At 39.0% G+C, this 20,701-nt stretch carries 17 protein-coding genes; 6 read left to right on the top strand and 11 right to left on the bottom strand.

Going from position 1 to position 20,701, the window contains the following annotated elements; all coding sequences use genetic code 11:
* Window positions 1-16: 16 nt before the first annotated feature.
* Complete coding sequence (locus tag FDK13_RS25460; protein ID WP_137342841.1) at window positions 17-1,246, bottom strand: MFS transporter; 1,230 nt, start codon at window positions 1,244-1,246, stop codon at window positions 17-19.
* A 250-nt stretch (window positions 1,247-1,496) separates the two neighbouring features.
* Here FDK13_RS25460 and FDK13_RS25455 point away from each other — a divergent pair, with 250 nt between their 5' ends.
* Window positions 1,497-1,730 (top strand): hypothetical protein, encoded by a 234-nt coding sequence (locus FDK13_RS25455; protein ID WP_137342840.1) that lies wholly within the window; start codon window positions 1,497-1,499, stop codon window positions 1,728-1,730.
* A 74-nt stretch (window positions 1,731-1,804) separates the two neighbouring features.
* Here the strand turns inward: FDK13_RS25455 and FDK13_RS25450 are convergent, their stop codons facing one another.
* On the bottom strand, window positions 1,805-2,344 hold the full coding sequence (locus FDK13_RS25450) for a DUF2911 domain-containing protein (protein ID WP_137342839.1): 540 nt from the start codon (window positions 2,342-2,344) through the stop codon (window positions 1,805-1,807).
* A gap of 213 nt (window positions 2,345-2,557) precedes the next feature.
* Between FDK13_RS25450 and FDK13_RS25445 the strand changes: the two genes are divergently transcribed.
* Window positions 2,558-3,358 (top strand): sulfite exporter TauE/SafE family protein, encoded by an 801-nt coding sequence (locus tag FDK13_RS25445; protein ID WP_137342838.1) that lies wholly within the window; start codon window positions 2,558-2,560, stop codon window positions 3,356-3,358.
* Here the strand turns inward: FDK13_RS25445 and FDK13_RS25440 are convergent.
* The gene (locus FDK13_RS25440; protein WP_137342837.1) at window positions 3,318-3,692 is read right to left on the bottom strand and encodes a DUF7674 family protein; all 375 of its coding nucleotides are present in this window, start codon (window positions 3,690-3,692) and stop codon (window positions 3,318-3,320) included. The genes FDK13_RS25445 and FDK13_RS25440 overlap by 41 nt on opposite strands.
* Window positions 3,693-3,972: 280 nt before the next feature.
* Here FDK13_RS25440 and FDK13_RS25435 point away from each other — a divergent pair, with 280 nt between their 5' ends.
* Window positions 3,973-4,242 (top strand): hypothetical protein, encoded by a 270-nt coding sequence (locus FDK13_RS25435; RefSeq protein ID WP_137342836.1) that lies wholly within the window; start codon window positions 3,973-3,975, stop codon window positions 4,240-4,242.
* A 103-nt stretch (window positions 4,243-4,345) separates the two neighbouring features.
* On the opposite strand, the gene FDK13_RS25430 is transcribed toward FDK13_RS25435, so the two are convergent.
* The 4 genes from FDK13_RS25430 to FDK13_RS25415 form a co-directional block, all read right to left on the bottom strand.
* Window positions 4,346-6,292, bottom strand: a complete 1,947-nt coding sequence (locus tag FDK13_RS25430; RefSeq protein WP_229216211.1) for a CocE/NonD family hydrolase — start codon at window positions 6,290-6,292, stop codon at window positions 4,346-4,348.
* Between the two features lie 81 nt (window positions 6,293-6,373).
* Window positions 6,374-7,375 carry a CobW family GTP-binding protein gene (locus FDK13_RS25425; protein ID WP_137342834.1) on the bottom strand — a complete coding sequence of 334 codons (1,002 nt, stop codon included), beginning with the start codon at window positions 7,373-7,375 and terminating at the stop codon, window positions 6,374-6,376.
* Between the two features lie 93 nt (window positions 7,376-7,468).
* Complete coding sequence (locus FDK13_RS25420) at window positions 7,469-8,578, bottom strand: glycoside hydrolase family 26 protein (protein ID WP_137342833.1); 1,110 nt, start codon at window positions 8,576-8,578, stop codon at window positions 7,469-7,471.
* Window positions 8,579-8,624: 46 nt separating this feature from the next.
* Complete coding sequence (locus tag FDK13_RS25415; protein WP_137342832.1) at window positions 8,625-9,803, bottom strand: glycoside hydrolase family 130 protein; 1,179 nt, start codon at window positions 9,801-9,803, stop codon at window positions 8,625-8,627.
* 277 nt (window positions 9,804-10,080) lie between these two features.
* Here FDK13_RS25415 and FDK13_RS25410 point away from each other — a divergent pair, with 277 nt between their 5' ends.
* The gene (locus FDK13_RS25410) at window positions 10,081-10,965 is read left to right on the top strand and encodes an AraC family transcriptional regulator (RefSeq protein ID WP_137342831.1); all 885 of its coding nucleotides are present in this window, start codon (window positions 10,081-10,083) and stop codon (window positions 10,963-10,965) included.
* Between the two features lie 20 nt (window positions 10,966-10,985).
* Here the strand turns inward: FDK13_RS25410 and FDK13_RS25405 are convergent, their stop codons facing one another.
* The 4 genes from FDK13_RS25405 to FDK13_RS25390 all read right to left on the bottom strand — a co-directional run bounded on the left by FDK13_RS25405 (window position 10,986) and on the right by FDK13_RS25390 (window position 17,961).
* Window positions 10,986-15,227, bottom strand: coding sequence for a PAS domain S-box protein (locus tag FDK13_RS25405; RefSeq protein ID WP_137342830.1), 4,242 nt, complete (start codon window positions 15,225-15,227; stop codon window positions 10,986-10,988).
* Between the two features lie 428 nt (window positions 15,228-15,655).
* Window positions 15,656-15,988, bottom strand: coding sequence for a hypothetical protein (locus tag FDK13_RS25400; RefSeq protein ID WP_137342829.1), 333 nt, complete (start codon window positions 15,986-15,988; stop codon window positions 15,656-15,658).
* A 14-nt stretch (window positions 15,989-16,002) separates the two neighbouring features.
* Entirely contained in the window at window positions 16,003-16,551 is a 549-nt protein-coding gene (locus tag FDK13_RS25395; RefSeq protein WP_137342828.1) for an RNA polymerase sigma factor, read from the bottom strand.
* A 228-nt stretch (window positions 16,552-16,779) separates the two neighbouring features.
* Window positions 16,780-17,961, bottom strand: a complete 1,182-nt coding sequence (locus FDK13_RS25390; protein ID WP_220417427.1) for a putative sensor domain DACNV-containing protein — start codon at window positions 17,959-17,961, stop codon at window positions 16,780-16,782.
* A gap of 183 nt (window positions 17,962-18,144) precedes the next feature.
* Here FDK13_RS25390 and FDK13_RS25385 point away from each other — a divergent pair, with 183 nt between their 5' ends.
* Window positions 18,145-18,624: an Lrp/AsnC family transcriptional regulator gene (locus FDK13_RS25385; protein WP_137342827.1), complete on the top strand. Its 480-nt coding sequence runs from the start codon at window positions 18,145-18,147 to the stop codon at window positions 18,622-18,624.
* A 2-nt stretch (window positions 18,625-18,626) separates the two neighbouring features.
* Window positions 18,627-19,583 carry an EamA family transporter gene (locus tag FDK13_RS25380; RefSeq protein ID WP_229216210.1) on the top strand — a complete coding sequence of 319 codons (957 nt, stop codon included), beginning with the start codon at window positions 18,627-18,629 and terminating at the stop codon, window positions 19,581-19,583.
* Window positions 19,584-20,701: the final 1,118 nt, after the last annotated feature.

Below are 20,701 nucleotides of genomic sequence, written 5' to 3'. Positions count from 1 at the left end.
ATCTGGACGCCGGACATTAAATCCGGCGTAAAGCCTTAATCTCTCTCTGGTTCCGGAAAAGTATTTTAAAACCCAAAGCACAACCAAAACTCATCAAAACCAGCACCAGCCATAAACTATTGTAACCCCAGTGGGCAGCAATAAAACCGCCTCCGGCCGGACCAATTATTTGTGCCACAGCCCATGACATAGAATATGCGGCTGAGTATTTCCCACGGTTCAGTTCCGTTGCCCTGCTCATGATCATGGTGCTGATATAAGGCAATGTCAGCATTTCACCCATTGTAAAAAATAAAACTGCCGCCGCCGCTATGATTATCGGCGCAACACCCGGAACGACTAGCAAAAGAAAGGCGATGGCAGTCAATATAATACCAGAAATAATATAAAATGCATCTGTTTTCCGGCTACCCAGATTCTGGATCAATACCATTTCAAAAAGAGCAATGATGACACCATTCATGCCCAGCAAAATCCCGATCGTAGATTCTCCAATTCCCCATTGTTCTTTCCAATAAACCGGAACAAGGCGGAAAATAAGTACAAATGCGATCATGTAAATGGTAACGAGTACAATAAAACGCACGAAAAACATGTCTTGCCAAGGAGATTGTCCAATTAATGATTCTTTTTCTTCTATGGTTTTTTTCTTGATTTTTTCTCCTTTTGGTAACAAAACCAAAATAAGAACTCCCGCCAAAGTATAAACCACGCCATCAACCCAAAACAATAAATGATAGTCAATCGCTGCAAGCAACCCGCCCACTGAGGTTCCAAAACCAAATCCGACGTTGGTAGCAAGTCTGTTTAATGCGTAAGATCTGGTCAGGTTTTCCGGAGAAGAATAAGAAGCAACTGCCGTATTATTGGCTGGCCTGAATCCTTCAACAAAAAAGCTCAATACAACTGTTAAAGCACAAAGTATATTAAAATCATCAATGTGACCAAAGATTGCAAACATGGATCCACTGAGAACAAGGCTGATTACCTGAACAGGACGGAAACCGATTTTGTCAGTAAAATAACCTCCTGCCAATGCGCCCAAAACTGAGCCTACACCAAAAAGTGTGATGATCAAACCAGCATCAGCTATACTTCGGTGCATACTTTGAGTAATGTACATGCTCATAAAAGGCACGGCCATATAACCACAGCGATTTATTAGAATTACCAGACTCAACAACCATGTTTCCCTACTCAGTCCGCTAAATGAAACTCTGTAATTTTGTATAATTTTTTGAACCATAAAACCAAAAATTGCTGAAACCGGAAACGAACAAACGGGTACAACAACAAACAGTTCTGCAAACGGCTGCGTTCCTTACTTCAACACAATATTATAACGGGCTGATTTTTAATAGCAATCCTACATTTTCTTCCGCTTATTTTGCCGTTTATAAAAATAAATGATAATCCGCATCCAAGCCGTGCAACCTTTGTTTTATTGCATGCATCTGTTGTTCAGGCAAAAGAAACACTCCAATAAAATATTAGCCATGAAAGGAAAACAATTATTTGATCATTATCAGTCTGTTGCTCAGATCAATGGTTTCGGTTCCGAAGAATTTCAATACGGGAATCTGTTGTACCAGGCACTGAAAATTGAAGGAGAAGAGAAAATTTTCCAACTTTTGGAAGTAGCCGAAGAAACCGGAAAAAGAATTGCGCTGGAATATCCTGTTGAATCTATTCACAGCTATCCCGAACCAGACAAAGTTGTTCTTGTTTGACAAGCAATTTAAAACAACAAAAAAAGACGGGCATCTGAAAATTTTCAGATGCCCGTCTTTTTTTGTTGTTGACATTATTTTATTGATACCGGTATTTCTGTATTTTCCCACTTCAAAACAAATCCTTTTGGCGTTACTTCATAAGCCAGTTTTTCAGTTAATGAAGCACTTTTAGCTGGTTTTGCTTTCACGCTCAAAACATCCTTTGCAGTATCTTTTGTGGTTTCACCCGTGCGTTTAATTCCCCATTGTCCAACTTCCGAGTTGAAGAAAAATGTCCATTCCTTTTCACCAGGCTGTGCATACAAACTGTACTTTCCTGCTGGTAAAGATTTTCCGTCTATTTTGATTGCTTTATCCGTTTCAAAAATGGTCGCTTCGTTTGCTCCTGCTCTCCAAACTTTGTCGAAAGGAACCAGATCTCCAAATACCTTCCGTCCTTTCACCGAAGGACTTGAATAGTTAATCGTAATTGTTGCTGCGCCAACTTTTCCTGTTGCCGTTTGAGGCTGACTTGGCCGGCTAGCTTTATCCTGCTGCGCCCAGACAAGCGACGACATCAGCATAGCCGTCAAAGTCAGAACAATTCCTTTTGTGATGAATCCTTGTTTCATTTTGTGCTTCATTTTTGTTAGAATAAATTTTCAACCATTTCAGCCTGAGACGTTTTCAGACTATTTTTCACCTAAAATAAACAAAATTTAATCAGGTTAAAGCTACATTTTAAATTATAATGAAAGAATAATATTTTGAATGAAATACGAATCCTTTTTTATTAAAAAGTTGCTTGTTAGCTTAGCATAAATCCCCTAATTACTACGACTCAAATGTTTTCAAACTTTCTTTCAGATTATAATTCCTGGACTTTACTTGCGCTCGGTTCCCTTGCCTTCATTGCCGGTTTTATAGATTCTGTTGTTGGCGGTGGCGGGTTAATCCAGATTCCTGCCTTATTGATCAGCTTTCCAAATGCTCCTATTGCTACGCTTTTTGGTACGAATAAAATCGCCGCACTGGCAGGAACTTCTGTCGCAGCTTTTCATTATGCCAAAAGAATAACATTTGACTTTAAATTACTGTTTGTCATATCATTAAGTTGTTTTATTTCCTCATTTACCGGTGCCAGAATCGTTAGCCTGATTAACGTGCAAGTACTGAAACCACTGATACTTTTCATCCTGATTGCCATTGCTGTTTACACTTTTTTCAAAAAGGATCTTGGATCGGTCAAAACAAAAGAACTGCCTTATCGAAAACAAATCATTTATGGCGCATTTATCGGCCTGATCATTGGATTTTACGACGGGTTTTTCGGGCCGGGTACCGGAAGTTTCTTTGTACTTGCTTTTGTGGTAGTGCTGGGTTTTGAATTTGTCCAAGCCTCGGCCTATGCCAAAATTGTCAATTGTGTCACCAACATTTCCGCTTTGATCGTTTTCATAAAACAGGGAAATTATATGCTGGAACTTGCACTGATTATGGCCGTCATGAACATAACCGGAAATATCATTGGCAGTAAACTGGCACTGAAAAAAGGAAACGACTTTGTCAGGATTATATTCCTGGTTGTTGTAATCATTATGATCTTCAAATATGGCTGGGAGGTATTTGCGGACCAAGGTGTTTGAGATAAACCTTTTGAAGCGCTGGCGGAATAAGGATTGCCAGATGATTTTTCGTCTTCGCTTTTTTCGCAAGAACCAGTGAATCAATAAATACCTTTTCAATCAGCAGCTGCACCATAATATCACCTTCCAGATATATTTTTTCGGCTAGCGCAAAACATTTTCTGGCAGTTTGAAAATGTTTTAGTTCGAGATTAATTCTGGTAAAATCAGACAAGGAATAAATCGCTGCGTGAATCGATGAAAAAGCTCTTGGAATTTCCTGAAAATTTCCGTCATGGGTAATCTTCGGTAATTCTTCTTTCAATAAGCCAATAACCTGAAATTGCGTTATCATAATATAAAAATTTAAATCATAATGTTGAGTACTTGAAATAGCGTTCCAAACTATTTTTAAATTTGTAGTAAACTAAAAATCAATTAGTTAATATTAAAAAATAAACATTTCAACAAAACAGATGTTTATCAAAATAGAAGTCAATTATCAAAATGAAATAAACAAATTGATAACAGTGGTTACAATTTAACGATTTTTGGTGATTATAACGTTAAAATCACAACCGGAAACGCTGGCCTGGTTTTTGAACAAATATTTAAAATGATTAAATATTAAAATTATGCAAGACCAAAAAGAGCGGGAAATAAAAGAGCTGCAAGAGAAAATAATGGCTAAAAGACAACAGATCGAGTTTGATAAAACAGACATGGATCTGACGACTGAATATGCCTCAGAAAATAATGAAAATCCAGAGGTAAGTGAAGATTTCAAAAATGTTTACGATCCTGCCGGAAACGTTATTGATACCGGTGAATTAAAAGAAATAAGTGTTGCCGAAAGCGAACTGATTCATCTGATTGACAGGCTCAATAAGCTGAGAAACGAATAAAATTTCAAGTCAGTTGAAGTAAAATCATACGACAGTAAAACAAAAAATCCGCAAAGAGAAATTGTCTTTTTGCGGATTTTTTGTTTATGTTTCCAACTCAATATTAGTCAACCACGCGCACACCAACATACGACGCATTGCCGCCGGACGTATAAATTCTATGTTTTGCAGATTGAAAATCCCCTTCCGATGCTTTATAAATATTGACAAATTTCTGAGGGTTACGGTCAACCAACGGAAACCATGAACTTTGTACCTGGATCATGATTTTGTGCCCTTTTTTGAAGCTGTGCGCCGCATCCTGCATATCAAATTTAACATGTTCCACTTTATTCGGAACCATGGCTTCCGGTTTGGAGAAACTGTTTCTGAATTTTGCACGCATCACCTCTCCGCGGATGAGTAATTGAAAACCACCCATTTTCATAGACGGATTAACCGGACTGTTATTCGGTGCATCGCCGGGGTAAACATCAATTAATTTTACAACAAAATCTGCATCAGTACCTGTTGTTGAAACAAAAAGGTTGGCGAACACATTACCCGAAATCGTGACATCTTCTTTCAAAACATCGGATTCGTAAACCAGAACATCCGGCCGGCTTGCAGCAAACCGCTGATCTTCATACATATAATCACTACCCCGAATAATCCTGATCTCCGAAGTGTAGGGTACCGGTTTTGCAGGATCACTGATATATTCGTCAAAAGATGTTGTTTTTACAGTTGGCGCTTCGAAGGAAAGTTTTCCGTTTGCATGAAGGAACAATTTTTTTTCAACCGTATTTTTCGGCGGCCATTGGTCATACTTTTTCCATTCATTAGAACCTGTTTCAAAGATATACGCCTTCGGCAAAGACGGATCCTGTTTGTCTTTCAGGTAATGATTAAAAAACGGCAGCTCAATGGACGTCTGGTAAAAAGAACTTGTTTTGGAGCCGAAACGAATATTTCCCAAAGATTCCCCGGTCCCGCGTGACCAGCCTCCATGAATCCACGGCCCCATAACAAGCAGGTTGGGGGATTTCGGTTTGTTATTTTCAATCCCGCCATACGTTTTGAGCGGACCATACAAATCTTCCTGATCAAACCAGCCGCCTACTACCAGCATAGCAGGCTTTATATTTTTCAAATAAGGAACCGGAGTCCTGGCCTGCCAGAAATCATCATAGGATTCATGCTCCATCAATTGGTTCCATATCCGGTTTTCGTTTTTGAAAATCTTCTCATTCACATTTTTAAGCGGCCCCAGTTTTTTATAAAATTCGTAGGAATCAGGCGTTCCATAAGCAGAAAAAGGGGGTGTGCCTTTTGGAGTCGGAACAGGACGTGAAGCACCATATGAGGAAATAAAAGAAAATGTGCCCATAAGGAAAAATGCTCCGTTATGATGGCGGTCGTCACCCATGTACCAATCCGTAACCGGTGCCTGCGGGGATGCAACTTTTAAGGCTGAATGCGCATCAACGGCTGTCATAGTTGCATAATAGCCGGGTGCAGAAATGCCCCAGGAACCTACACGGCCATTATTATCCGGAATATTTTTGAGAAGCCATTCAATCGTATCAAAAGTATCAGAGCTTTCGTCAGTGTCTTTCGAACTCTTTTTATTGGCAATAAAAGGACGATACGCTTCAAAACCGCCTTCTGACATATACTTCCCACGAACATCCTGATAAACAACAATAAATCCGTCCCTGGCAAAACTCATGGACGGCCCGAGTGACGTTTTGAAAAGTGTTTCCCCATATGGCGCGCTGTTATAAGGTGTGCGGTTCAGTAAAATCGGATATTTTTGACTTGCAGAAATATCCTTGGGAATATAAATGGCGGTAAATAATTTAATCCCGTCACGCATCGGGATCATCCGTTCTATCTTGGAATAATGTTCCCTGATATAAATTGAATCTTCGTTCACTTTTCCCTTTTGTGCATACAAAAAAGGACTTATCGAAAGAAGAAAACATAACAGAAAAACAGACTTGATTAACTTGTAATTTTTTGCCTGGCCATAGCCGGGCTGATCTGATGAGAAGGTAGAAGTTTTCAAAATTAACGGGCTTTGAGTAGAGATAAGCCAATTTAGCGATTATCGCTGTTTAGAAAAAATGAAGGGTGTTTTTTTAGTCAATTAGCCTTTTAAAATTGACAGTTTCATGGATTTTAGCTTTTCCGCAGCTATTTTTTTGATCGCCGGACGCAAAATTCTTTGAATTGAGGATAACTCCAAACCCAGTCCAATAAATACAAGCTCAGAAACCGGTATTTCGTTTTCATTCCAGGTGCCATAACTTTCCAGGGTGAGTCTTTTCCCGGTGGATTGCACTAGTATTTTTTCGTTGCTGCCTTCCAGTTTGATAAATCCTTTAATACGATAAATCTGTTTGTAATGTAACATCAGGGACACATTTAAAGTATGGATCAGGTAATCTTTGTAAAACTCGTTTTCCGTTTTGAAGGTTACCGTTTTTATTTTATGACCGCTTGCGTGGGTAAAAATAGCATCTGGCTTTTCACTTATATCAAAGTTGTCATCTCTTTTATTTTCCAGTATCTCCAATGGAATTTGTCCGTCAGAAGATAGAAAAATTTCGGCAAAAGGATTAATGGAATGCATAAGATTTTCCAGTTTTACCAGGTAATTCGCTGATACAAAATTTGTCTTATTGATGATAACTAAATCAGAAACGACAATCTGGCGGATTGTTTCTTCAGTTTCATTAAGATAATCTTCAACCGTTTCGGCATCGGTGACACAGATTACTTTTTTCAGTTTAAAAACCTTGATGACATCTTCCCGTTTAAAAATTTCAGCCACTGTTCCGGCATCTGCAATACCCGTAGTTTCAATAAAAAGATTTTCCGGACGCTCATCGCTGAAAGCCAGCATGTTCAGAACATCGTATAATTCTTCATCCAGCGAACAGCAAATGCACCCGTTATTTAGCTCATACAACTGGCTGTATTGTTTTGATATCAGCGTTCCGTCGATTGATGCTTTTCCAAATTCATTTTCAATGACCACATTTCTGCTACCTTCCAGACTTTTCAGCAGGTTATTCAGCAAAGTGGTTTTACCTGCTCCTAAAAAACCTGTGATCAGGTATACGTTTATTTGTGTTTGATTGTCCATAATTGAAATAACTTTACATATGCATCTACGTTGCAAATATAAAGTTATTGATTGATAATCCTCCGGTTTTAAAACAGAAATTCGCTGTTTCTTTTAACGGTAAATACTTTTCAGATCCTTTTCAAATAAAGTATAGGGATCATTATAAAAAGTCATGAAATCGGGAACGCTCACTTGCCCGGGAAAAGGAGCATAAAAATGGGTAGGGCTTTTAGAATCATTTCGCCATACCAAAACATAAGCAAGGTTAACTTTTTCCGCTTTCAGGGATTTTAAAAGCGATTCTGTCCACCAGTTTTTATCAGGAATTGATTCCAGTCCGGATTCCGTAAAGGCTGCCAGTTTATTTGCCTTTTTCGCATAATCTGAAACGATTTTCAGCTTTTGCACACCCGCTTTCAGATTGTATTTCCCATCCCGGCCAAAATCTGCATAATCATCAAAACCTACCAAATCCACCCATTTATCGCCTGGGTACCTTTCCAGATATTCCTGCTCGGTTGTAAACTTGCAATCTGGTGAAAAGGCATAAATAAAATTATGCACACCCAACTCGTCGCGCAGATAAGAAACAGTGAATTGCCAGACTTCGATTAAATCTTCCCGGGAACAATGTCCTTTTCCCCACCAAAACCAGTCGCCATCCAGTTCATGATATGGACGAAAAATCATGGGTGCAAGCGTTCCGTCTTTTCCTTTTACCGAATGTGCAAAATCTGCAATCGTTTTCAGGATTTCCTTATACTTTTCATGATGAGATCCGCCTGGTTTGATCAGCGCTATGGCTTTTGCCGAGACCGAATCTTTCCAATAAAAACCGCCTGCGGAAGCCGGATTGTTGAAATGCCAGGCCATTGTCGTTACTCCTCCCCTGTTGTAAGTATCCACAACATTTTTCCTGAGCGATTCTGCATTCTTCTCAATCTGATCTTTTGGATGTCCGGACAATCCGCTGAAATCCGCGCCAATAATGGCCGGATGCGAGCCGGTGACAGATTTCACATCTGAGCGATTTTCATCTCCCGACCAGCCGTGGCCATATTCCGTCGCAGCCTGGTGGCCGAACAAAATATATTTTTTCGATAATTCACCAAGATTGCGATATAATGCTTTGGTTTCCTTGGTGGCTTTGGTATCAATTTGTGCAAATCCTGAGTGACTTACCAATAAAGTAAATCCGGCAATAAGTAGGGGTTTTAGCATAAAATTAAAAAATAAAATGGGTAATTAAGAGCTTAGCAGAATTCTGTCATTTACGGATAAGAGTAAGATTTTTATCAATAATAGTAATTAATGTTTCGACCGAAGCTGCCGAACGGAGTCCGTCTGCCGGTGTATTCGTTACGTAATCAAGCAGTTGTTCAAGGGAAGAAGTTGCTACATGTAAACGGGTATCGGAAGAAGCATAATAAATGAAAACTGTTCCATCATCGTCCAGGATCCAGCCGTTTGAAAAAGTTATATTGGAAACGTCACCGATCCTTTCTTCGCCCTCGGGAGCGATGAAATAACCGCCGGGTTTGCAGCTCACTTTGGTCAGATCATGCAGATCTGTCATGAACATATAAAGTACATAACGTAAGCCAGAAGCGGTATTTCTTACACCGTGAGCCAAATGAAGCCAACCTTTTTCCGTTTTGATCGGTGCCGGTCCCTGGCCGTTTTTTACTTCGTAAACTGTGTGATAATGTTTCTGGTCAACAATATATTCTTTTTCAACAACAGCATTATCAATCGTTTCGGAATAGCCAAAACCAATTCCGCCGCCCGAACCTGGTTCAATAAATCCATCCTGGGGACGGGTATAAAAAGCATATTTCCCGTTTACAAATTCCGGATGTAAAACCACATTTCGTTGCTGTGGCGATGGTGTTACCAGATCTGCCAGACGTATCCAGGTTTTCAAATCTATTGTTCTTGCAATTCCGCACCGGGCAATGGCCGATGATTCGTCTCCCTGTTTTGCGTTCGGATCTTTGCGTTCGGTACAAAAAAGTCCGTAAATAAATCCATCGTCATGTTTGGTTAAACGCATATCGTAAACGTTAACGTCTGGCTCATCATTTTCAGGCAGTACGACAGGATGATCCCAGAATTTAAAGTTATCCACACCATTCGGGCTTTCTGCTATGGCAAAAAATGACTTCCTGTCCGAGCCTTCAACACGTGCCACAACCAGATATTTGCCATCATGTTTTATTGCGCCGGCGTTAAAAGTCGCATTGATTTCAAAACGTTTCATCAAAAACGGATTGGTATCCGGATTCAAATCATACTCCCAGAAAATGGGTGCGTGAGCAGCTGTCAAAACCGGATGTACAAAACGATCGTAGATTCCGTTTCCGGGCCAAATTATCTGATTTTTAAGATCAAGCAGTTGCCGGTGCTCTTCCTCCAATTGTTTTAGCCGGGTTTTAAAAACTGACATAAGTTTATTTCATAAATAAGTCTATAAAATTATATACAATTCCCATCCTAAACATAGTACTATTTTATCAATCACTTCATAAATAAAAACTTTTATACATGGTAATTTTAATTATTTATTGTAAATAAAAAACAGATACAATTTTTAAAGTATCCTCAATTATACTAAGCGGCTAAAATATATTCATATTAAAATAAAATAAAAGCACTTGAATATGGTACAAATAATCACTTTTAATATTTATATTTGATCCAATATGACATCAAAATAAATTGAAATGATTGAAGTTTACCGTGAAATCACTCCATTAACACAGTACGATTGCTTTACAATTTTTACAAGAAAAAAGAAGTCTTTTGACTTTCCTCTTCACAATCATGACGAATTTGAGTTAAACCTGATCCTTGGGGGAAAAGGTGTAAAACGTATTGTCGGAGATCATACAGAAATCATTGATGATGCCGAATTGGTATTGGTAGGAAATAACCTTCCGCATGGCTGGTTTACGAATCAATATAAATGGGAAGAAGGAATGCCCGAGGTGGAAGAAATTACCTTACAATTTCACCGGGATTTGTTTGATGACAAATTACTCAGAAGAAACCAGCTTTTTTTTATAAGATCACTTTTGGACAAATCGGTCAGAGGAATTTCTTTTTCGAAAGATACAATTGACAGAATTATGCCACGATTGATGGCTCTTACCAAAAAAAGCGGCTTCGATTCTATGCTGGAATTAATGTCAATTTTGCACGATTTATCAGTTTCAAGAAACATGCGGGTACTTTCCAACAGCACTTTTACGGATGAAAATATTAATTTCAACAGCCGGAGAATTGAAAAGGTATTTGCCTATATGCGGGACAATTACGATAAGGAAATCACCCTGGAAGGTGTGGCAAAACTGGCCGGAATGACAGAAGTTTCTTTCAGCAGATTTATCAAAAAAAGAACCGGAAAAACATTTATTGAAAGTCTTAATGAAATAAGGCTGGGACATACTTCCCGCTCCTTGATCGATACTACCAATACAATTTCCGAGATCGCTTACAAATGCGGGTTTAATAATCTGTCTTATTTCAACCGGATCTTTAAAAATAAAAATGGCTGCACCCCAAAGGAATTCCGTGAAAACTATGCAGGTACACGGACATTCGTATAATTACGAATATCCGCTCATTTTTAACTAAGCCACTGATCTAAAACATTTTGCAACGTATCTTTTAGGATGGGCTTGGTAAGATAATCATCCATTCCTGCTTCTACACATCGCTCTTTTTCACCTTTTAAAGTTCCGGCAGTTAATGCAAGAATTGGAATTCTTTTACCTGTTTCCAGTTTTCTTATTTCCGATGCCGCTTCATACCCATTCATTTCAGGCATCTGCACATCCATTAAAATAAGATCCGGTTTTTCCGATATGAAAAGTTTTACGGCTTCTTTTCCGTTAGCGGCTTCTATGAGCTTTGCATTGGTCAGGATTTTGTTTAAAAAAGTTTTGACCAGAATCATGTTTATTTTATTATCCTCCGCTATGAGGATCGTTATTTTTTCGGTTTTTATATGACTGTCTTTCAATTCTTTACTATTATCAACATTTTCAGATGGCTCTTCGTCACGTCTATCAAGTTTTAATAATATGTTAAAGAGTTTCTGAATTTTAACTGGTTTGGTCAACTGAACAATATGTAATTCCTCGGACAAAATACTAATATCTTTATCATCCGAAGAGCGGTTGAGAAGGATGATTATCTGCTCGGATTCTGAATGCATGTACATTTCTCTTATTTTCCGGGCCACTGTTATTCCGTCAAGATCCGGTAAATGATACTCCATCAAAATCACATCATACAGATTCCCCGCTTTAAGTTTTTCAATAACTGCCTGGCCTGTGCGAACGATTTCTGACTCAATCTGCCGGTTTGCTAACATGTTTTTCAAAATAATGCCATTTGCTACATTATTCTCTGCGATTAGAATTTTCTGGACGGATTCAATATTGGACCAGTCCAGAAATGAATTGTTGAACGATTTAAATGTTACATCAAAATAAAAAGTACTCCCTTTGCCAGAAATACTTTCTAGCTGTAACTCACTGTTCATGAGCGCCAAAAGCTTATTTGAAATTGGCAATCCCAAACCGGTACCACCAAATCTTTTTGTCGTAGACGCGTCTTCCTGAGAAAATGCCTCGAAAATCTTTTGCAGATTTTTCGAATTTATTCCAATACCGGTATCTCTCACCGAAAACCTGAAAGTAGTATCATCCCCCGATTCCTTCAACACATCTACTTTAAGTTCGATCTCTCCATTTTCAGTAAATTTGACTGCATTTCCTAATAAATTAATCAGAATTTGACGCAGACGCACCGGGTCAACACAAATATATCTCGGCACGTTGGAAGCAATGTTTAGTAAAACTTCCAAGTCATTCTGATACGCCTGGTAGGTAATCATATCCGTAACCTGACCACAGATTTCAAGCAAATCTATTTTTTCAATTGCCAGTTCCAGCTTGCCTGCCTCAATTTTGGAAAAATCCAGAATATCATTAATAATATCAAGCAACGAATTTGCCGACTGAAATACCATCGAAAGATACTGATGCTGTGTTGAGTCAAGATCCGTTTTCATGAGCAGATCCGTAAAACCGATAACACCATTTAAAGGTGTCCGGATTTCATGACTCATATTAGTAAGAAACTCTGATTTTGATTTGCTCGCAGCTTCTGCCTGTTGCCGTGCATGACGAATTTCCTGTTCAGCAAACTTACGTTCGGTGATATCCCGGACAACGGATTGCAAAATTTGAGCCCCGTTTAAATCGATGGAGTTTAGTAAAATTTCTACTGAAAATATTTCTCCGGATTTCATGCGCTTTTGTTCCCATTCAAAACGACAACTTCCATTTTGAAGAGCCAGCACACTATATTCGAGAATTGTTTTTGCTGAATCTCTCCCGTCAGATTGATATGGATAAGAAAGATCCATCGGGCTCAAAGCGTAGAATTCCTTAAAGGAATCGATTTCGTACATTTTTAAAGTAGAAGTATTACAGTCAAAAAAGCCGTCACCGTTTAGCAACATAACCGCATCACTCGTGGAATTATACAAAGTCCTGTATTTAATTTCAGACTGTGAAATTTCCTGTTCCTCCTGTTTTCTGTCCGTGATATCCTGCAAATAGCCATGCCATAAAACGCTATCTTCCAACCTTTCAGGAATTGACTCGCCCCGCAGCCATCGCTCACCCAGCACCGGGCTTAGTATCCTGTAATCAAGATCCCAGTTTTGAAGTGTTTCTTTGGACAATTTTATCGACTTGATAAATTTCTCCTTATCCTCATGATGAACATTTGTGGTTAAAGACTGGGGATCAATGAATTTACCATCGGCATGAAAGCTTAACACGTGTATCAGATCTTTGGAAACATAGGGGAATTTAATCCTGCCGTCATCAAAAATCTGGAATTGATACAATGTCCCGGGAACCTGCTCAGACAATTTCCTTAACATTTCAGAGTTTTTATGGCTTAATTCCTCAGCCTTTTTCAGCTCGTCAATATCCTGAAACGTTCCGAATATTCGGGTACAGATCCCATCCTGATAATCCGCCTTGCCAACTACCCTGACCCATAGCTCCTTACCCGCAAGTGTTGTTAACTGAATTTCCTCATTTATCGGTATTCCTGAATTTATACAATTGGTAAAAGCAATTTCTAGTTTTTGCTTATCCGACGTAGTATAAAACTGCATCACATTTTCAACATCCGGCACAAAATCAGGTGATACTCCGTGAACTTCTTTTATAAGGTCCGACCAGGTTAAGATCTTTTCCTGAAAATAAAATTCCCAGCCGCCAATCCTGGCAACTTCGCTGGTTTGTTCGAGCAATTCCTTCGTTCGTCTTAATTCCTCGTGAGCCTGTTTAAAAACTGAAATATCACGCATTACTGCAATAAAATGCGTGCATTTTCCATGCTCATCAATAATCGGATTTATGTTAAGATCAATCCAGTATTGTTCCCCGGATTTGGAATAATTGAGAATAATTTCACTCATGGAAACTTTGTTGGCCAAACCCTGGCGCAGCCTTTTTCTGGTTTCCATACTTGTATCCGGCCCCTGTACGAGTTCAGACGGCCTCCTCCCGATAATCTCATCCATCGAATATTCCGAGCGCTTTTGAAAAGCATCATTCACCCAGGTTATGACTCCGTCGGCATCGGTTGTAACAATCATATCGGTAGTATTTGCCGCTACCAGGGCCAGTTCTTTTAACTTTTCCTCGTCAAATTTCCTTTTGGTAATATCATGACTGGTCAAAACCATTTCTCCATTTACCGGATCAATACTTGCCCTCGTGCTGCTCCAATACCACGAACCGTCTTTGTGTTTGATCCTGTGCTCTACCGACGGCAAGGAAACTCCCGATTCATACGTTGCAGAAAGCGCCTCAAAACAACGTTCAACATCATCGGGATGAACAAATTCAGAAAAAACCCGCCCTATGGTTTCACTGACTTCATAGCCATATATTTTTGTCCAGCTGGGTGTTACATAAGCAAATACACCTTCGGGATTGATGATGAAAAGAACATCAGTCATGTTGGAAACCAATGCAGAATAATCCCTTTCTATTTTGACTTTGCCGGTAACGTCATAGCCTATACAAAGTATTTCGCTGAAATTTCCATCTTCATTTCTTATCCCGGTGAATTCCCATTCACTTGCTTTTATATTCTGAGCCTTGTCTTGTTTGTGCAGAACTATTTTAAATGGCACACCAGGCCTTTCAAAACATTTTCGTCCAATTTCAAAGCATTTTGGATGGTCTTCTTTAACGATAGTCAGCAGCGAATTTTTGCCTGTTATTTCCTCTTTGTCATAACCAAAAGCCTGACAGAAAAAATCATTCACATAAGTATAAGTACCTTCCCAGTTAATCCGCGTAATATATATGGACTGACTATTTAAAACAGATTTGTAAAATCTGGATTCTTCATTATTATTTTCCTCATTAATTTGATTTTTCACCACACCACACAAAAACCGAAACGGTTTTCCACGCTCATCACGGATACATTTAACATGGCAAAACATCCAGGCCGTGTGCTGACCCTTTTCTATAAACCGCACCGTCAGGTTAAAAATACTATCAGAAGATTGAAAATGGCTTAATGCACCGTTTAATAATTCTTCAATATCCTCCTTAAAAACAATTGCCTGAATGCCAATTTTAAATTGAGAAATATCCTGTAAACTATAACCCAACCCATTCCATAATTTAGGATTTACCCATTGATTTGTTGGTTTTTCAACGTCACAATACCAAAAGCCATCCAGACCAAAGTCCTGGATAAAATCAAAAACATTTTCCTGGCTACTGATTAAATTATAAAGTTCTTTCTTTAAGAAGTCCATCGTTGAGTTTACCTTACTGTTACTTTTCGTCCATTTACGTGGCTCTTTCTCTTTCGACACTGTTCAGGGTTCCAAAATTCATACCGCACAATAATCATTTCTAATCTTCAAAAAGGATAAACAAACATAGCAAATCACCTGTTCTGTCGTGGTGCCAATTTTCTGCTGTTGAACAAATTTCGAAATAATTTAAACAAAAATTAATATTATTTATTCCGGTTACGATTATATATATAAATCCTCATTCCAAATCTATTTATTACCCCCGACAACTTACGGGAATAATTTAACGCAAAAAAGCAATCCCGCTAAAAGGATTGCTTTTTATATATAAATTCTATTCCAGTAATTCAATTTTCTTCGATAGACTTTCCAGATCCTCCCGAATCTTTACACTACAAATCAACTATCATCTTTCCTTTTTCAACTTAGTCCTCCTTTTTCCATTGCCGGCAACGTTTTAACCATTCTTCCCGGATTTTCTGTTTGTCTTCACTCCCCATCCTGCTTATCCATTTTTCTCTCAAATCCATTCCTCCACCTCCATGACCTTTTGAGAAACCAAAACCACCAAAAAGTATTTTGCATAACACCAACAGTCCGGCGGACTGCCAGAAAGTGATGTGTTTTACGCCTAACAAATCCGGTAAAATCGTATTCCACAACAACATAACAACAGTACTGACCAACGCAATAATAAGCGGAACAAATAGAAAAAATTTAGCTTTGTTTCTTCTAAAATTCTTTGGGTCCATATTCATATCAATAAGTTTCTCTAATTAAAAAATTCATCGTACACCGTTTTCATCCGCTTTCGCAAATGTTTTACCGCATATCCTTTTCTCGAAATAATCGTTTTCAGATTTTCATTTGTATTCGTGGCAATGTCCTGTAATGTAACATCTTCCAATTCATTCCAAACAAAAACCTGCCGCTGGTTTTCAGGCAATTCTTCCAAAGCAAGAAATAATTCTTTCCAAAAAACTTCACGAATATATTCCGTTTCCGGCGTGTAATTATCCGCCAGCAGTATATCACTTAAACTGAAACTGTCTTCCTCATTTTCATAGGTGAAGTCGTCCAGTAATTCAGGAGTTTTTTTTCTATATTTATCAATGATTTTGTTACGGGCAACCTGATGCAGCCAACCGCTCATCTGATCAATTTCTTCTATGTTGATCACATTGCTCAGCTGATACCAGACGTCCTGCAAAATATCCTCAGCATCCTGCTCAGACCGCACCTTATTACGAATAAAACCAAAGAGACGTTTCCCGTATTCTTTGATCGTACCCGCAATAGCATTTCCGGTATCTGTAGTCATTCCCTGGCTTAACATTTCCTCATTTTTTAAGGAAGACGCACAACTTTTAAGATTACTTTAAATTCTTCGAAATATTATTTCAAAAAGATCAGGATATTTTTGAAATCCGACATGCTAATCGCTATACGAAATAGCTAATATTCTGACTAGCAAACAACAAAATCAGTTTTCCGCAAAGTATCTGGACGTTTGCTTTAAACTGATTTTATATTTTATGAAGTATTTTTGCTAAAACAATAATGCATCCACCCGGTGTGACTGCACTATATTATCACAGGGAGACCAGGAAAATATTGTAAACCGGCCGTCTTGCGAGGCAACCAGCGCAAGGCTATCCCGTTGATCAAAAACAAATTGCGCTGCCGATAAATGCCTGGTTCCTCCATTTTGTACAGGCGGAACGATAGAGGCAACATTACCTACTATCGGCTCAGTAACCATGATTTTATCCACACGTGAAGAAAACGTGGAACGCCCGATCTTCACTCCAAAAGCAAGCAGTTCAAAGCGATCGTTAATGATTGTGGCACCATCCACAGCCGTTAATCCGGCGATATGGTTTACTGCATTCGTTATTTTATTGATCCAGATCGGATGTTCAGATTCTGTCTCATGCTGCTCGTACAACTCAGCCAGCTCCGAAAATGTTGGTGTGATCGAATAGGAAATCGGGTGAATAATGGAATCACGCCAGGTTTCCCTGCCAGAAGGCACTACAAGCAAAATTCCGCCTCTTTTATGATCCCGCATGGAAACAGCGAGCTGCACCATCACATTCAAAGAATCATTCCAAAGAGAAGAAGAATTGAAACCAATAAGCGAGGTCACCAGATTTGGACAATCAGGAATTTTCCCACTGATATCATCCACAATTTTGATCTGATCACCTTTCAGCACGGCCACATTCACAAATTTGCCGAAACCGTCAATCCTGCGATGTTTGATCACCAGCATTCCCGGTTCAATAACTTCCAGCACAAAACAAAGATTTGGGATCACGCGCGTTGTCCCCCAGATATAAAGTTCATCTCCGTCAATCCATATGCCCAAATGAATTCCGGAACGCTCAACCGCCGGAGCAAGTTTTGTTAAAATTGCGGGCGTAAAAGTCAGTCTGTTCTCAAAAATCAAGGGTTGACCAGAAAGCTCCGGAGGTAAAAAAGCAAGCGAAATAGAAGGCGAATGACCTTCTTCCCTTCGCAAACTTGCCCAGAAAGTAGTATCTATAATTGACTCAATAACCTGGGCATCAGGCTTGGGAGCAAAATCATCTTTATTATGTCTTTTAGCATTTTCGTGATGGAAGATAAAATGCTCCTCCACCGTTTTTGCTACTGACTGCGCAGCCTGATATGTTGTCGTGGAAATTGTGCTACTCATTTTCACCGCTTCATTAAAATTACGAGCCATGGCATTATGGACAAACTTATAAATGGAATCTATCGATACTACTATCGAAACGAAGCTCAGTGAAAGAAAATTCCAGTCCAACAAAATTTAGATATACGCTTAAAATTCACCAAATCGAATATTAATAAATTATAAGTCAAATATTTTGAATATAATTCTGAATTATATTAATTTTACCGAACAATGAACGGAAACGATATTATATTAGACAAAGTGGATTTTAGCATCCTTAGATTGATGCAGGAAAATGCACGTATTTCCAATGCAGATTTGGCAAGAGAGCTGGAAATGGCTCCGTCTGCGGTATTGGAACGGGTTAAAAAACTGGAACAGAAGAATGTAATTCTGCAATATACCACCCGCCTGAATCCCGCTCCGCTGCAACAAAAGTTGCTTGCCTTTATTTCAATGAAAGCTGCGGATGGACTTGGAAGTAATAACGTAGGACTGGAACTGGCGAAAATTCCGGAAGTGCAGGAAGTGCATCACATTGCCGGAGAAGATTGTTATCTGATAAAAGTAAGGACTGCGGATTCATCCTCTTTAATGAGTCTTATGCGGAATTCTTTTAGTAAGATACCCAATATTTTATCAACCAGAACAACCATCGTTTTGGAAACTGTAAAAGAACAACAACAATTGGTAATACCTGAAAAACAGTAATCATGGAATCTGTTCAAAACAAAAGTGCATCCACCCTGATGATGGTTCTGGCTTACGCAACGGTTTATATCGTGTGGGGATCAACGTATTTTTTTATTCAAAAAGCACTTACAGGCTTTCATCCGTTTCTTTTGGGAGCACTGCGTTTTATTGCAGCAGGTTTGCTGATGATGATCTGGTGTTTGATAAAGGGTGAAAATATATTTGACATTCCGACGATTAAGGTGGCAGCAGTCAGCGGTTTACTTCTTCTTTTTTTCAGTAATGGTATAGTTATCTGGGTTGAGCAGTTTTTGCCAAGCGCGATGGTTGCAATCATGGTTTCTACGGCCCCGATGTGGTTCATTCTTCTTGATAAACCAAAATGGAAGGAAAACCTTGGCAGCAGATCCACCATCGTCGGGCTATTGATTGGTTTTACCGGCGTCATCGTTCTTTTCAGCGAAAGAATAATAGGTGCTTTCTCCACTATTCAGAACAAATCAGAATTAGTTGGTCTGGCGATGTTGGTCGTTGGCTCAATGTGTTGGGCGGGCGGTTCTTTATATTCCAAATATAAAGCCACCAGCGGATCCATTATGGTAAAAACATCATGGCAAATGTTTGTAGCCGGCATAGCATTTGTACCTTTTGGCTTTGTAAGCGGCGAATTTAACGATATACAATGGAGCACAATTCCGTTAGATGCATGGATGTCAGTTCTTTATCTTACTATATTTGGATCAATTGTAGGATTTAGCGCTTATGTGTGGTTACTGAAAGTGCAGCCTACCACCAAAGTGAGTACACATGCCTATGTAAATCCTGTGGTTGCAGTATTGCTAGGGATTTTCTTCGCCAATGAAAGTATAACCTCTGTTCAGATCCTGGGTTTAGTAATCATTTTGGGCAGCGTTCTTCTTATCAATCTGGACAAATACAGAAAAGAATCGAGGGCTTTGCAAACGGCTAAGGCTTAGACATTTAATTTTTTATTTTTTTGTAAAAAAGCCAGAATAGCGAAATTTGCTGTGCTGGCTTTTTGTTACAACGCTGGTTTATCAGCTCCTGCGGAGCTTCCTGTTTATAGCAAGTTGGAATTGACACACGAATTCCCGGCTCTTTCGGAGCCTCCTATCCGAAAATTAATTCGCCTAAATTTAATTGATTAAAAATTCCAGGAGACTCTGATGGAGTCGGGGAATTGGTGTGCTTCATACCTCTCTATAAACAGGAAACGCCTACGCCGTTGCGGCCAGACCAGGAAATTTTAGAAATAAAAACTGACAGAGATTATGCCAAAATTAGCTCCTTAGGAGCTTTGTGTTTATAGAAACTTGAAATGTACCATAAATCCTGGCTCTTCCGGAGCCTCCTATCCGAAAATTAATTCGCCCAAATTTAATTGATTAAAAATTCCAGGAGACTCCGATGGAGTCAGGGAATTGGTGTGCTTAATATCTTTCTATAAACAGGAAACGCCTACGCCGTTATGGCCAGACCAGGAAATTTTAGAAATAAAAACTGACAGAGATTATGCCAAAATAGCTCCTCAGGAGCTCCTTGTTTATAGAAACTTGAAATGTACCATAAATCCTGGCTCTTTCGGAGCCTCCTATCCGAAAATTAATTCGCCCAAATTTAATTGATTAAAAATTCCAGGAGACTCCGATGGAGTCAGGGAATTGGTGTGCTTAATATCTTTCTATAAACAGGAAACGCCTATGCCGTTATGGCCAGACCAGGAAATTTTAGAAATAAAAACTGACAGAGATTATGCCAAAATAGCTCCTTAGGAGCTCCTTGTTTATAGAAACTTGAAATGTACCATAAATCCTGGCTCTTCCGGAGCCTCCTATCCGAAAATTAATTCGCCCAAATTTAATTGATTAAAAATTCCAGGAGACTCCGATGGAGTCAGGGAATTGGTGTGCTTAATATCTTTCTATAAACAGGAAACGCCTACGCCGTTATGGCCAGACCAGGAAATTTTAGAAATAAAAACTGACAGAGATTATGCCAAAATAGCTCCTCAGGAGCTCCTTGTTTATAGAAACTTGAAATGTACCATAAATCCTGGCTCTTTCGGAGCCTCCTA

The organism is Dyadobacter frigoris (assembly GCF_005280585.1).
Lineage (GTDB): Bacteria > Bacteroidota > Bacteroidia > Cytophagales > Spirosomataceae > Dyadobacter > Dyadobacter frigoris.
Note: the sequence above shows the minus strand (reverse complement) of the source record. Positions and strands in the feature narration are given on the sequence as shown.

Excerpts from the sequence above, each read along its gene's own strand:
- FDK13_RS25460 (WP_137342841.1), bottom strand. The coding sequence starts at position 1,246 with ATGGTTCAAAAAATTATACAAAATTACAGAGTTTCATTTAGCGGACTG.
- FDK13_RS25455 (WP_137342840.1), top strand. The coding sequence starts at position 1,497 with ATGAAAGGAAAACAATTATTTGATCATTATCAGTCTGTTGCTCAGATC.
- FDK13_RS25450 (WP_137342839.1), bottom strand. The coding sequence starts at position 2,344 with ATGAAACAAGGATTCATCACAAAAGGAATTGTTCTGACTTTGACGGCT.
- FDK13_RS25445 (WP_137342838.1), top strand. The coding sequence starts at position 2,558 with ATGTTTTCAAACTTTCTTTCAGATTATAATTCCTGGACTTTACTTGCG.
- FDK13_RS25440 (WP_137342837.1), bottom strand. The coding sequence starts at position 3,692 with ATGATAACGCAATTTCAGGTTATTGGCTTATTGAAAGAAGAATTACCG.
- FDK13_RS25435 (WP_137342836.1), top strand. The coding sequence starts at position 3,973 with ATGCAAGACCAAAAAGAGCGGGAAATAAAAGAGCTGCAAGAGAAAATA.
- FDK13_RS25425 (WP_137342834.1), bottom strand. The coding sequence starts at position 7,375 with ATGGACAATCAAACACAAATAAACGTATACCTGATCACAGGTTTTTTA.
- FDK13_RS25420 (WP_137342833.1), bottom strand. The coding sequence starts at position 8,578 with ATGCTAAAACCCCTACTTATTGCCGGATTTACTTTATTGGTAAGTCAC.
- FDK13_RS25415 (WP_137342832.1), bottom strand. The coding sequence starts at position 9,803 with ATGTCAGTTTTTAAAACCCGGCTAAAACAATTGGAGGAAGAGCACCGG.
- FDK13_RS25410 (WP_137342831.1), top strand. The coding sequence starts at position 10,081 with ATGATTGAAGTTTACCGTGAAATCACTCCATTAACACAGTACGATTGC.
- FDK13_RS25405 (WP_137342830.1), bottom strand. The coding sequence starts at position 15,227 with ATGGACTTCTTAAAGAAAGAACTTTATAATTTAATCAGTAGCCAGGAA.
- FDK13_RS25400 (WP_137342829.1), bottom strand. The coding sequence starts at position 15,988 with ATGAATATGGACCCAAAGAATTTTAGAAGAAACAAAGCTAAATTTTTT.
- FDK13_RS25395 (WP_137342828.1), bottom strand. The coding sequence starts at position 16,551 with ATGACTACAGATACCGGAAATGCTATTGCGGGTACGATCAAAGAATAC.
- FDK13_RS25390 (WP_220417427.1), bottom strand. The coding sequence starts at position 17,961 with ATGGCTCGTAATTTTAATGAAGCGGTGAAAATGAGTAGCACAATTTCC.
- FDK13_RS25385 (WP_137342827.1), top strand. The coding sequence starts at position 18,145 with ATGAACGGAAACGATATTATATTAGACAAAGTGGATTTTAGCATCCTT.
- FDK13_RS25380 (WP_229216210.1), top strand. The coding sequence starts at position 18,627 with ATGGAATCTGTTCAAAACAAAAGTGCATCCACCCTGATGATGGTTCTG.